The 13616-nt window shown below is 75.1% G+C and carries 5 protein-coding genes; all 5 read right to left on the bottom strand.

The genetic code is table 11. From position 1 onward, the window contains the following. Positions 1–34: 34 nt before the first annotated feature. From ACFV3R_RS00490 to eccCa, 5 genes are read right to left on the bottom strand one after another with little or no spacing between them, the layout of a single operon-like run. Positions 35–3451 carry a right-handed parallel beta-helix repeat-containing protein gene (locus tag ACFV3R_RS00490; RefSeq protein ID WP_385572988.1) on the bottom strand — a complete coding sequence of 1139 codons (3417 nt, stop codon included), beginning with the start codon at positions 3449–3451 and terminating at the stop codon, positions 35–37. Further along, positions 3448–6648, bottom strand: a complete 3201-nt coding sequence (locus ACFV3R_RS00495) for a hypothetical protein (RefSeq protein WP_385572990.1) — start codon at positions 6646–6648, stop codon at positions 3448–3450. Before ACFV3R_RS00495 ends, ACFV3R_RS00490 begins: the two co-directional genes overlap by 4 nt. Positions 6649–6650: 2 nt before the next feature. Continuing rightward, on the bottom strand, positions 6651–7985 hold the full coding sequence (gene eccB / locus ACFV3R_RS00500) for a type VII secretion protein EccB (protein ID WP_385572992.1): 1335 nt from the start codon (positions 7983–7985) through the stop codon (positions 6651–6653). A gap of 9 nt (positions 7986–7994) precedes the next feature. Further along, positions 7995–9404 (bottom strand): type VII secretion integral membrane protein EccD, encoded by a 1410-nt coding sequence (gene eccD / locus ACFV3R_RS00505; protein WP_385572994.1) that lies wholly within the window; start codon positions 9402–9404, stop codon positions 7995–7997. A gap of 56 nt (positions 9405–9460) precedes the next feature. Further along, complete coding sequence (gene eccCa, locus ACFV3R_RS00510) at positions 9461–13423, bottom strand: type VII secretion protein EccCa (RefSeq protein WP_385572996.1); 3963 nt, start codon at positions 13421–13423, stop codon at positions 9461–9463. Positions 13424–13616: the final 193 nt, after the last annotated feature.

Consider the following 13616-nt stretch of genomic DNA (forward strand, 5'->3'; position numbering starts at 1 on the left):
CCGTCGTGCCGTCAACCCTGGCACCGTGTCGTGTTCAATTCTGTGCCGCACCCTCGCCCGCGAGGAACGCCGCACGGGGGTTGTTGCCTTCCGATACAGGCGCCGATGTCTGGCTGTGCGGAGCGGCGACCGTTTCCGGCCTGGCCCGACCCGTTTCCGGCCCGGAACGCGGGGTTGCGGCGGCCCGTGTCCGGTCCGCGATGCGGTCGGCGAGGCGGTGGGCGCCGCGCGCCCCGTCGGTGGGCATCTGGCCGGCGATGCGCCCGCTCAGCGCGGTGTGCGTCGACTCGTCCACGGCGTGGCCGCGCGCGGCGAGCCGCCGGCACATCAGGGCGGCGAGGTCCTCCGCCGTGTACTCCGGGAAACGCAGGTACTCGGCGAAACAGCGCGCCACGTCCGGCCGTTGACGCAGCGCCTCCCCGAGGCGGGCGTGGGTGCCGCGCAGCACCAGCACGGTCTGCGGGTTGCGGACGGCGGAGCCCACCACGGCCTCCCACACCGTGCCGCGCTCGGCCTCCGACCGCGCGGCGAAGGCGGCATCGAGTTCGAGGTCCAGGACCCCGCCGTCCGCCTCCCCGAAGAGCCACGCCGCGAAGGACCGGGCCTCCTCCGGGCGCCCGGCGTGCACCTGCGAGAGCGCCGCGCGGTGCACCGCGCCGTTGCGCAGCACGCCCGTCTCGGCGAGGCACTTGGCGTACAGCGTGGCCACCGCCCGGCGCCCGGCGCCCTGCTCGCCCGCGAACACCACGTTGGCCGCCGGGGCGGGCGTCTCCCCCCGCTGGACCGAGGCCACCAGCTCGTTGGTGCGCCTGAGCAGCGCCGTGCGGACCTCGCGCAGTCCGCACAGGCCCGCCAGCCGCCGCATGGCGGGCGGCGGTTCGGCGGGCGCCCGGGGGGCGGGGGCCGGCGCGGGCTCCGGCTCGGGTGGCGGCGCGGGGGCCGGGGCGGGCGGCGCCTGCTCCGGGGGCGGTGCCGCCTCCTGGTGCTCGGCCCCGGGCTCCGGCAGCGGGCCGACGTCCGAGGCCACCAGCCGGTTCAGCGTCTCGTCGTCACCGGAGGAGGTGGCCAGCCGGGACGCCTGGTTGCTGATCATCGTCTCGAAGATCGAGCGGGCGACACGTCCGTTGCCGAAGGTGGGTCCCTTCGGGATCTCCTCGAAGTACCGGGTGAGGGCCTCCAGACCGGAGTCCTCCAGCTCGTAGTAGTGCTTGGCACACAGCCCCTGCACGATGGTGACGAGCTCGTCGACCTCGTAGTTGGGGAACTCCACGGTGCGGGCGAAGCGGGAGGCCATGCCGGGGTTGGACTCCAGGAACTGCCCCATCTGCTCGGAGTACCCGGCCACGATCACCACGAGTTCGTCGCGGTGGTCCTCCATGAGCTTCATCAGCGTCTCGACGGCCTCCTGGCCGAAGTCGGGACCGCTGCCCCCGGACTGGTTGGTGAGGGTGTACGCCTCGTCGATGAACAGGACGCCGCCGAGCGCCTTCTCGAAGACCTCGGTGGTCTTGATCGCGGTGCCGCCGATGATCTGCGCCACCAGCCCGGACCGGGAGACCTCGACGATGTGGCCCTGCTTGAGGATGCCGAGTTCGGCGAGGACCGCGCCGTAGAGCCGCGCGACGGTGGTCTTGCCGGTGCCGGGCGGCCCCGCGAAGACCAGGTGGCGGCTCATCGGCGGCATGGGCAGGCCGAGTTCCTGGCGCCGCTGGGCCATCTTGTTGACGTTGATCAGGCCGGTGACCTCGCGCTTGACGCTGTCCAGACCGACCAGTGCCTCAAGCTCGGCCAGCGGCCCGTTGCCGCTGCCGGCGGCCGTGCCCTCCCGCCGGCCGGAGTCCTTGGTGCCCGTTTCCCGTCCGCCGGCACCCGCTCCTGCCCAGGCGGGCTCGCCGGCCGGCGGTCGCGGGCGCTCCTCCTCCTCGTCGCCGCGCAACCGGTTGAAGCCGGTGCCGCCGTTGTCGACGACCTCGCAGCGCTGGACGGTGACGGGCTCCTCGGAGTTGCTGCGGACGCCGTCGCCGGTGTTGTGGGTGATCGTGCAGTCGCTGATGTCGGCGCGGCCGGACGCCTGGACGTTGACGCCGTGGCCCTTGGCGTCGTGCACCCGGCAGCCGCTGGCGGTGAGGCTTCCGCCGCCCAGCACCCGCGCGCCGTCCCCGGAGGAGCCGGCCAGCTCGCTGCCGCGCAGCACGACCTCGCCGTCCGTCCCGACCAGGACCCCGGCGCCGTCGACCGTGGAGGACTCCACCTCGGCGCGCGCCCCGCCGGACACCGACAGGCCCCACTCGCCCGCCGCCCGCAGCCGGACGTCCTCGAAGGCGGCGGTGGCGCCCTCGGACAGTTCGGCGCCGACGCCGTGGTCGACCACGAGGTCGGCGTGGTGCAGCGCGAGGTGGGAGGAACCGGACAGCCGCAGCCCCGCGCAGTCCTCCGTGACCGACAGGTCGCGGAAGGTCGCGCGGGAGTCGCCGCGGAGCTGGACCGTGCCGCGCTGGGCACCCTGGACACGGAGGCGGTGGAACTCCGCCGTGCTGCCCTCCTCCAGCAGGACGGCCAGGGGCGCGCCGCTGATCGCGCAGTCCTCCAGCCGGGGCGAGGAGCCCCCGGTGACCTGGAGGCCGCTGGCCTTCGCCGAGGTGAGCCGGCAGCCGCGCAGCAGCGGCGCCGCTCCCCCGCTGACGTGGACCGACTGCTCGCCCGAGCTGTCCAGGGTGCAGTCGGTGAGGGTGGTGTGGCCGGTGCTGGTCAGATAGGCGTCGAGGTTGGCGGACCCGGTGACGCCGACCCGCATCAGCTCCGCCCTGGCCTGCTGCTCGACCACGAGGGCCGGCTTCTGGCTGCCGCCCACGGTGGTGGTCTCGACGGTGACGGAGCCCTGGCCGTTGACGCAGATGCCGTTGCCGCCGACACGCTCCAGGGTGCAGTCGCGCACCGTCAGGCGCCCCTTGTCCGCCACGACGACGGCGGAGGAGCCCAGGTCGGTGACGGTGGTGCGTTCCACGGTGTTGTCGCTCTCGGCGGTCACCACGATCCCGGCGCCACCGGGGTTGGAGACCGTGCAGTCACGCGCGGCCAGTTGGCCGGCCTGCCAGGAGATCACCGCGGCCCACGCCTGGTCACCGGTGACCGTGCAGGCGTCGAGTGCCGCCTGGCCGCGCCGTACGTCCAGCACCGCGGCGCTCGCGTCGGAGCCGCCGAGGGTGAGTCCGGTGAGCTGCACCGCGTCGGCGTCCACCAGGACGGTGCTGCCGACCGGTGACTCCAGCCGCACGGTGCCGGGGCCGCCCTCGGCCGAGAGCGTCACCGCCCGGTTGAGGGTGAGCGCCTCGGTGTAGGTGCCCGGCGCGATGGCGACCAGGGCGCCCTCGCCGGCCGCCGCGAGCGCCTGGCTGACCGTGCGATAGGCGCCGCTCTGGGACGCCGAGACCCTCAGGACCTGCCGGTTCACTGGTTCCGCCCTCTCCGCGGCCCTGTGTTCGGGGCAGCGGGCGGCCGCGACCCGGCTGTCCAGCCCGGGCGGGACTGCAGCAACCCGGGAGCGGAGCAGAAGGCGTCCGCGTACTCGTCGGGGAGCGGATCACCGACCGGGACCTCGGCACCGGCCTCCGCCTGCTTCCACAGGGCGTGGAGCTGGTCGAGTCCGGTCAGGGCGATCTCGTCGAGTGGGCCCCGCTCCTCGCGCAGGTTACCGGCCTCGTCGACCTCGGGTGAGGCCAGCTCCCGCAGCAGCACGGCGGGGCGCTCCCCCGTCACCGAGCGCAGCACCTTGAACCGGGTGCCGGGGGTGAACAGCAGGCGGTCGGGGACCTCCGGTGCCAGCAGCCCGGTGCGCCGGGCCGTCAGCGACCAGAACAGGAGGTCGGTGTTGCCGCGCAGCCCGCGGCGGACCGAGGACAGGGCGGACAGGAACGAGTGCTCGGTGAGCAGCCTGCCCTCCCGGTACCAGGCGCGCTCCTCCTCGTTGAGGGTGGCCCGCAGGATCGCCCCGCCCCGGTAGGACGGCAGCCGCCGCATCCCGGCGGTGGCGCAGCGCGCCAGCGGGACGTGCGGCCCGGCGGTGGCGGAGCGGATGGCGGCGTCGATCTCCCGGGTGGCACCCGTCAGGTACAGCCGCATGGCCGACAGGTCGGTGAGCGCGTCGCCGGCGGAGGCGCGCGGTCCGCCGGCGAGCCCCGGTGACTGCGAGAGCACCCGGGCGACCAGGGCCGCCGCGGTGTCGTAGCGCTCACCGAGGCTGCGGCGCACCCAGTCCCGTTCCCGGTCGACGCCCTTGGCGGGCGGCAGCACCCCGGCGGCGGCCGAGGGCTCGGGCTGGACCCGGACGGTGCCCGGGGCCGCGGCGGGAGGCTGCGCCGGCGGCGCGACGGCCTCCTCCGCCGGGACAGCCGCTTCGGCCGGCGGCGCGGCCGGGCCGGCCGAGGGCTCGGGCACCGGGGGCGCCTCGGGGCCGGTGGGCGGCTGCGGTGCGCTGTCCTCCCGGCGCGGGGCCGGGGGCGGGGTCGGGGACGGCGGCTGGGTCGGGGAGGACTCCAGGCGGATGCTCGGCAGGCTGAGACCGGGCGGAGCGGCGGCCGGCGGGGCGGGGTCGGCCGCGGGTGCCGGCGCGGTCGGCGGGGCCCCGGGGTCGAGGTCCGCCTGCGGCGCGGGCCCGGCCTGCGGTGCCGGGTCGGCCGGCGGCGCGGCGGGTCCGGGCGCCGGGCCCTCCGGTGCCGGGTCGGCCGGTGCCGGGTCGGCCGGAGCCGGGGGGCGCGGGTCGAACGGCGAGACGGGGCCCGCCGGCGTGACCGGGGTGAGGGGGATGACGGGCGTCCGGCCGGCGGGCGGCGCGGCCTGCGGCTCCTGCGGCGTCCACTGCGGGCCGGGGCCCGCCGGCGGGACCGGCGCGGCGGGGGGCGTCGCGGGCCCGGGGGACGTGGGGACGGGCGGGTCGGGGAGCGGCGTGACCGGGTCCGCGGGGCCCGTACCGGTCGTCGCCGGGCCCGTGACGGGCGTGGTGGGCGGACCGGACGGCACCGGGGGCGCCACCGGCCGCATGGTCGGCACCGGGGGCAGCACGGGCTGTGCCGGACCGGCGTCCAGGCGGCCCGGCAGCGGCGGCGCGGCGGGGGACGGGTCGGAGGCGGCCGGCCGGCCCGGGGCGCCGCCGGCCGCGGGCGCCTCGTCGGTCCAGTCGGCGGGCTGCCGCGGGGCGGGCAGCGGCGCCTGAGCACCCGTCCGCTCCTGCGGGACCCGGCCCTCGGGCCGTCCGGGCGCCGAAAGGGACGCGCGCTGCGCCGTCCCCGGCAGCACCTGGATCGCCGGCGGCGGGTAGCCGCCCGCGGGCATCCGGCCCGCCTCGGTGGAGGGGAGCACCCGGGTGCGGTCGCGGAACGCCGGCTCCAGCCTGGGCAGCAGCTCGTAGGCCACGGTCCGCATACGGTCGGCGAGGTCCGGGTCGGTCTGGTCGTACAGGAGGGCCGGGAACGCGGGGTCGGCGGGGGCGGAGCGCACCACCTGGCCGTCCCTCGGCTCGGTCGTCGGCCGGACCCACAGTCCGCTCTGCACGACCTCCAGCAGCACGTCGGGCGCGTGCTGGTAGATGCCGGGCGCGAAGCCGGCGGTGGCACCGGTCGGGGTCCGGGTGTTCAGCGGCATCGGCGCCACGGCCGGTTCGCCGTTCGGCCCGCGCGGCGTGTAGCCGAACTCGTCGGCGTACGGGCGCCAGCCCAGTGTCCCGTCGGCCTGGAGGGTGCGGACCTCCCGGGACCCGGGCTCCGCGCCGGCCGACGGCAGGCCGGCGTAGACGGCGACGTGTGCGCCGAGCACATCGGCCAGGGCCTGCCCCAGCGGGGCGCCCTCGGGCACGGCCACCGGGCCGTAGGAGACGAACCGCACGAGGTGGCGCGCGCTGCTGGGCAGGGTCTCCCAGAACGCGGCGATGTCCTCCAGCGCCAGCGGGGCGGAGGAGCCGGGGGTGCCGAGCGCGACGCCGAGGAGTTCCGGGTCGCCGGCGAGGAGTTCCACCAGGCGCTGGCGGTGGTCCGGGGTGGCGGCGTCCTCCCAGGAGCCGCGTATCCATACCCCGCCCGGCAGCGGCTCGGCCGTCGAGCCGCTGCCCGTCGACCACGGCTGGTCGGGAATGGCGTACTCCCACTGCGGCTTGGGGAAGCGCCGCGAGTCGGGGGCGGAGGGCATGTGGGGCCGGTAGCGCAGCCAGCCCAGCCCGTGGTGGGCGGGTACGAACAGCGCTCCGCCCGCCGCGGGGACCAGCGCCCCGTCGGGGGCGAGCACCATGCGGTCCAGGCGGTCGGCGAGCCACTGGGCGGCGCGCTGGACGTCCTCCCGGGTGCCGCGGCCGGGCACGAGGCGGAAGCTGCGGCCCTCGCGGTCCAGGGCGCGGGCCACGGTCTCCCACACGTCGTCCTCCGGCCGGGCCGGCAGGTCCAGCACGACCAGGGTGTGCTGCGGGTCGGCGGCCAGGCGCTGGGAGAAGGCCAGCGCGCGGTTGTCGACGAACCCGCGCGGGTGGACCAGGAGCGCGTTGCCGATGCTCCTGGCCTCCAGCGTCGGGCCGACGGCACGCAGTGCGGCGCGCGCCAGCCGGGTGGAGAGCCGGTGGCTGAGCTCGCGGCGGGGTGCGGGGTTCTCCTCAAAGGCGCGTGCCATCGTCAGTCGGTCCCCGCCACGGCGACGGCCCGGGTCCGGCTGAGCTGCGGGCCGTCGGGTATCTGGTCGAGGGTGGAGGCGGGCAGCGTCCTGGGGGTGACGCTGCCGAACCCGAGCGCCTGCGCGGCGTCACCGGCCAGTTGGTACTTCACGCCCTGGTCGCTGATCAGGAACGGGGCCGGCTCCCGGGTGGCGCCCGGCTGCTTGGGCGGCGCGGCGAGCACCGCGTGCTCGGTGGGGACCACCGCCGCGGCACCGGTCGTCATGACCCGGCCGCCCTCCCGCACCACCGTGCTGTGCACCGTGTTCCCGGACGTCGAGCGGCGCAGGCACAGGGCGCTGCCGTCGGCGGAGGTGGTGTCCTTGCTCGCGAGCAGGTCGGGGAGGCGGTGCAGCAGGGAGGAGTCGGAGGAGGAGGGGACGGCGGCGATGTCGGTGGGGCTCACGGTCGCCGGCTGGCCGCGTCCCGGCTGGGCGGCGAGGAGCGCCGCCTCGGTCTGGTTGAGCGGGGCCATCCCGTCGCCCCGCAGCACGTAGTAGTGGCTGGTGCTGCCGACGACGGTGCGGAAGAGGCTGCCCACGGTGGCGTGGTGGCCGGCCACCGTCCGGCCGCCCCGGCCCGCGCCGGGGATCGTGGCGGGGCTGACGGAGGCGCCGTCGGGCAGCGCGTCCAGCCACTGCCGGGTGGCCTGGACCGGCCGCTCGGAGTCCAGGCCGAGGGCCAGCAGCGAGGAGCGGTCCTTGACCGGGTACTTGGTGTCCTTCCACACGACGTAGCGGGCGGCGTCCGGGCCCGCGACCAGTACCCGGGTGGTGTCCGCGAGGGGCCGGGCGTTCTTCGGGGCGAAGTCCAGCCGCTCGACGGCGTGCGTGCCGGGCCGCAGGCAGTCGGTCCAGGCGCCGGCCAGCAGGGACGCCGGCTCCGCGATGTCGTCGGGGGCGCCCGGGATGCCGATGGTCGAGCCGCGCGGCACGTGGGACAGGGAGGCGCGGGGGACCTGGGTGACGCCGCTGCCGCCGCCGGCCGCCAGCAGCGCGGAAGCGTAGTTCAGGGTCGGGTGCAGTTCGCCCTTGACGTAGAGGTAGCGGGTGCCGGTCTCCTCCTGCACGACCAGGGCGCCGGTGTGCTTCCAGGAGGTGTCCTCGGCCGGGGACAGGAAGCCGTAGACGAGTGAGCCGAGCACCAGCAGCCCGGCGAGCATGACGCCGAACATGGCGCCCAGCCCAGCGGTGTGCATGGGCGCCTCGCCCTTGCCGGGGTCGCCGGAGACCAGGGAGGAGGCCAGCCGCGCGGTGGCGAACTGGTAGGCCTGCAGGTGGTCGCGTCGGGTTTGCACGGGTCCTCCTCAGCTGACCGCGGCACGCACGTGCGCGTAGACGTGGAGGAGTTGCAGCAGGAGCGGCACCAGGGCGATCGCCGTCAGCATCTCCAGGATGTCCGCCATGCGCCCCCACACCGGCAGCAGGCGGGCGGTGGGCAGCCGCCACGCGCCGACCAGTACCAGCAGCGCGCCGATCAGCAGCCCGACCAGCAGCGCGCAGCGCCCGGCGGAGGAGGAGAAGGACGTGGCGAAGGCGAGGACCGCGGCGAGCAGGCCGAGCACCCCGCACAGCACGGTCGGCACCCGCTGCCAGATGGCGTTGTAGTGCTTGGAGCGCAGCAGCACGGCGGTGGCGAACACCAGCGGGAAAACCCAGCAGATCCACCCGTCGGCCTTCGCCACCAACACGAAGGCGCCCGAGCAGAGCGCGGCGGCGGCGCTGGTGACCACGGTCAGGAAGGAGTCGGCGATGGCCGTCCGCCGCTTGACCAGGTCCTCGGCGACGGGGTCGACGTCCTCCTGGAGTTCCGCGGCGTTGTGCGGGAGTTGCGGCACCCGCAGCCGGGCCAGGCGCAGCGAGGCGCGGGGCGCGAGGTGGCCGAAGAAGAACGCGACGACCGCCACCGTGCCCGAGCTGCGTGCGGCGTCCCAGTCGAACAGGACGCTGACACCCGCGGTGACCGCGACGAGGGCCGCGACGGAGAGCACGGTGCCCGTCACCGCGATCGGTATCCGGGACATCGGCAGCAGGACGACAGCGGCCACGAGGGTGGCGGCGGCCCCGGCGAGCAGGATGTCGCCGGCCTTCGGCGAGGAGAGGGCGGCGGCGGAGCCGAAGGAGGTCCAGCCGGCCAGTGCCGCGTTGGCGCACGCGCCGACGCCGGTCACCAGCGCGATGCCGCGGTCGCCCGACCACTGCTGGTCCAGGGCGCAGCCGGCACCGAGCACGAGCGTGGACAGGCCGTACAGCAGGGGGACCAGCGCCCCGTGCCCGAGCACCGGGATGGCCGCGGCCAGCGCGGCCAGCACCAGGCAGGACAGGCCGAGGAAGAGCAGGCGGGTCAGTTCCGGGCGCCACCGGTCGGTGTGCGTGCCCACGGCCTGGCTCACGCCGTCCGAGACGTCGTCGTACTCCAGCTCCGGCATCGTGTCGTCGGCGGGCCGCAGGTAGAGGACGTCGCCGTGGCGCAGGGCGGCGCTCTCCGGGGTGGCGTCGAGGTCGAGGGGTGGTTCACCCAGGCGTTGCAGGGTCCAGGTGAGGGCCACCCCGGGGTCGCTGTGCACCCGCCGCAGCAGCACCGGCAGCAGGGTCGAGACGGGGGTGGAGACGGGGACGGCCAGGTCGGCGCGGCCGGCCGGCCCGGCTATGGTCAGCCGGCACACCTCGGCGCTGACCGCTCCCGGGGTGCGAGGGGCGGGTATGGCGGTGGTCATGGTGCTCCTGGAGGCAGGGGTTCACGGCGGCTGGGGTCGGGGGCGGGCCCGGGAGGTCAGGGCCCCGCGTAACCGACCTGCATCAGTCGCACGCCGCGGCGGGTGACGAGCTGCGCACGGCCCGGGGGAAGGGTCCGCGGCCTGGCCTCACCGATGAACTTGCCTTCCTCCTTGGGGTAGGAGTGCAGCAGGGCCGGGTTGCCCAGTTCCCAGATCCGGCGCAGCACCGGGTCCATCATGGCGCGGGTGGCGCCGGAGGTGGACCGCGAGATCACCAGGTGGAGGCCGATGTTCACGGAGTGGGCGAGCATCGGGGCCAGCGGGTTGAGCGGCGAACCACTGCCGGGCGCACCGCCGTAGAGGTCGTAGTCGTCGATGAGCATGAACAGCCTCGGCCCGGTCCACCAGTCGCGCCGGGGCAGGCGCTCGGGGGCGATGTCGGGTCCGGGGACGCGCTTGCCGACCGAGACCGCGGCGGCTCCGGCGAGCTGGGTGAGGCTCTCGCCGTCCACCGCGAACCCCACCCGGTACTCCTCGGGCACGAGGGAGAGCAGGTCGCGCCGGGTGTCGGCGAGCAGGATGCGGGCCTCGTCCGGCTGGTAGCGGCGGAGGATGGCGTCGATGGCCAGGCGCAGGACGTTGGTCTTGCCGGTCTCCGCGTCACCGAAGACCATCAGGTGCGGCACGACGCCGAAGTCGTGCCAGACCGGGGCGAGCCGCTGCTCGTCCCAGCCCATCGCGACCCGCAGGTCGCCCTCGGGCGCCGGCAGCTTGTCCAGCGGCAGCTTGGCCGGCAGCAGCCGCACGCCGGGGGCCTGCCGTCCGGTCCAGAACGTGTCGATCTCGGCGACGGCCGACCTGGTCGCCGCGGTGAGGTCCTCGGTGGCGGAGGAGCTGTCCAGGCGGGGCAGCGCGGCCAGGAAGTGGAACTTGGACTTCGTCAGGCCGCGGCCGGGCTGCTGGGGCACGCTGGCGGCCAGCTTGGAGCCGAGTTCGGACTCCACGGTGTCCCCGAGCCGGAGTTCGAGCTTGGTGCCGAACAGGTCGCGGGCGCGGGGCCGGATCTCCGACCAGCGCACCGCGGAGGCCACCACGTGCAGGCCGAAGGACAGGCCCCGGGCCGCCAGGTCGGTGATGCGGACCTCCAGCTCCTCGAAGTCCCGCTTGAGGGTGGACCAGTTGTCGATGACGAGGAAGACGTCGCCGTACGGGTCGTCGATCTGCCCGCTGTCCCGCATCTGGCGGTAGGCCGTCATCGACTCCAGGCCGCTCTCGGTGAACCGCCGCTCGCGGACCTCCAGGAGCTGGGTGAGCTCCTCCACGGTGCGGGTCACCCGGTCCCGTTCCATGCGGGTGGCGATCGATCCGACGTGCGGCAGGCCGGCGGTGGACTGCAGGCCGCCGCCGCCGAAGTCGAGGCAGTAGAACTGCACCTCGCGCGGGGTGTGGGTGAGGGCGAGGGAGAGCATCAGGGTGCGCAGCGCCGTGGACTTGCCGCTCTGCGGAGCACCGGCGATCGCCAGGTGCCCGTCGGGGCCCGACAGGTCGGCGACCAGCAGTTCGCGCAGCTGCTCGTAGGGCCGGTCGACCATGCCGAGCGGCACCCGGAGCTGTCCGAGCGCCGGATAGTCGGCGGCGCTCATGCCGCGCTCCGGGTCGGGGACGATGCCGGGCAGGAGCTGGTCCAGGCTGGGCGAGAAGTCCAGCGGGGGCAGCCACACCTGGCGGGCCGGCGGGCCGGCGCCCTCCAGCCGGTCCACCAGGACGTCCAGCAGGCTCTCCTCGTCGTCGGAGGCCGGCTCCGTGGAGGAGGCCTGCGCCGGGTGCTCCTCGGCCTCCGCCACCTCCTCCTGCGGCAGCGGGACGCGCTGCTCCATGCCGAAGGCGACGATCTCCTGGGCGGCGCCGGGCAGCTCGGCCGGGCGGGAGGCGGTGGGGGAGGCCGGCGCGGCGCCCGAGACGTAGGCGGCCTTGAAGCGGGCCAGGTTGGTGGTGTCGACCTTCAGGTAGCCGTTGCCCGGCGCGGACGGCAGCTCGTAGGCCGAGCCGACACCGATGACGCTGCGGGACTCCATGGAGGAGAAGGTGCGCAGCGCGATCCGGTACGACAGGTGGCCCTCGACGCGGTGGATGCGGCCCTCGTCCAGACGCTGGGAGGCCAGCAGCAGGTGCACGCCCAGTGAACGGCCGAGCCTTCCGATGGAGACGAAGAGCTCGACGAACTCCGGCTTGTTGGCTAGCAGTTCGGAGAACTCGTCCACGACGATGACCAGCGAGGGCAGCGGGGTGAGCGGTGCCCCGCCGAGCCGGGCCTTCTCGTAGTCGTACAGCGAGGAGTGGCCGCTCTCCCGCAGCAGCTCCTGGCGCCGCATCATCTCGCCCTGGAGCGAGTCGCGCATGCGGTCCACCAGGTGCAGTTCGTCGGCCAGGTTGGTGATGACGGCCGAGGTGTGCGGCAGCCGGTCCATGTTCAGGAAGGTCGCGCCGCCCTTGAAGTCCACCAGCACGAAGTTGAGGACGTCCGAGGAGTGCGTCGCCGCGAGCCCGATGACCAGGGTGCGCACCAGTTCGCTCTTGCCGGAGCCGGTCGCACCGATCAGCAGGCCGTGCGGCCCCATGCCGGACTGGGCGGACTCCTTGATGTCCAGCTCCAGGACCTCGTTCTCCTCGGTGATGCCGATCGGCACCCGCAGGCGCGAGCTCTGGGCCGTGCGGGTGCGCCACAGGGAGGCCACGTCGAAGGTCCGCGGGTCGCGGATGCCGAGCAGGGCGGCGAGGTCGAAGTCGGTCTCCAGCGGCTGTTCGAGGAGTTCGACGGCGCCGCCCCCGGTGCGCATCGGCGCCAGGACGCGGGCCAGGTCCTCGGCGGCCGAGGGGCTCAGCTCGTCGGCGCGCGCGGTGACGAGGGCGTCGCCCGAGGAGTACTCCACCTCGCCGTCGCGCACGGTCAGCCGCAGCACGTCGGGGCCGCCGGTCATGGCGCCGGTGGCGTCCAGCAGCACCACGTTGCGGATACCGCCGGTCAGCAGCCGGGAGTCCTCCGGCAGGTGCACCCGGTAGGCGAGCACGACGACGAAGGGCTCGCCGGGGCGGGGCGGTGAGCCGGGGTCGTGCTCGGGGCGCTCGGACACCTCGGAGCCGAGCAGGTCCAGCAGCGCGTCGTGGTCGTCGGAGGCCAGCCGCAGCGGGCCGGCCTCGTCCTCCAGGCTCGGGTGGGCGTTGTGGGGCAGCCACTTCAGCCAGTCCCACTCGGTGCGTCCCACCGCGTCGGTGAGCAGTGCGATGCGCATCTCGTCGGGGGCGTGCGCCACGGCGAGCTGGCCGATCAGGGCGCGCAGCAGTGCCAGCGCGGCCTCGCCGTCACCGGCCAGTTCGACGCTGGTGAAGCGGCGCAGCGGGACCGTCACGGGCAGGTGGGTGACGTTCTGGTAGGCCTTGGTGAAGCGCCGCAGCGAGATCGCCGAGAGCGGTTCGAGGTCCTCCACCGGCTTGGTGGCCGGCGGCACCAGGGCCAGGCCCGCCCTGCGGGGGCCCAGGCCGACGCGCACCTCGGCGAAGTCCTCGTGCCCGCCCCGGCGCTCCCACAGGCGTCCCCCGGACGCCATCGCCCACAGGTCCTGCGGTCGCGGGTTGTTCCAGTAGGCGGCGGCGCGCTGCTCGGCGGCGGCCTGGCGCACCTGGCGGCGGAGTTGTTCGAGGTAGCGCAGGTAGTCGCGGCGCTCAGCGCGCATCTTGCGCTTGCGTTCCGCGCCGCGCCGGCCGATCTGGGTGAGCGCCATGCTGAGCATGGCCGTGCCCATCATCCCGGACATCAGGAAGGTCGTGGGCGACCTGGCGCCGAGGGTGAACATCATGGCCATGGCGCCCACGCCCAGCAGCATCGGCAGGTAGACCAGTGCCGAGGTGAAGTCCGCGGTGGCGGGCTCGCCGAGGGCGGGGGGCTCGGCCAGCTCGACCTGTCCCTCCGGAGCCTCGGGGCCGGGGACACGAGGCGAGCGCTTGACGACCACGGTGCTCATCGGTCTGTCCTTCAGGATGGTGGTGGGCCCGGGCGCGGCCGCGGCGTGGCGGCACGGGTGCCGTTTCCACAGTAGGGAGGGGCGGCGTGCGGACGGGGGCCGGCGGGTGAACGTTGTCCGTCCGGACAGCGGAACTCTGCCTTCCAGCTCACCGACGACGGCTCGGCTGTGTCCTGGGACGTCTTGAGGGCAC

The organism is Streptomyces sp. NPDC059740 (assembly GCF_042733155.1).
In the GTDB taxonomy this organism is placed as follows: Bacteria; Actinomycetota; Actinomycetes; order Streptomycetales; family Streptomycetaceae; genus Streptomyces.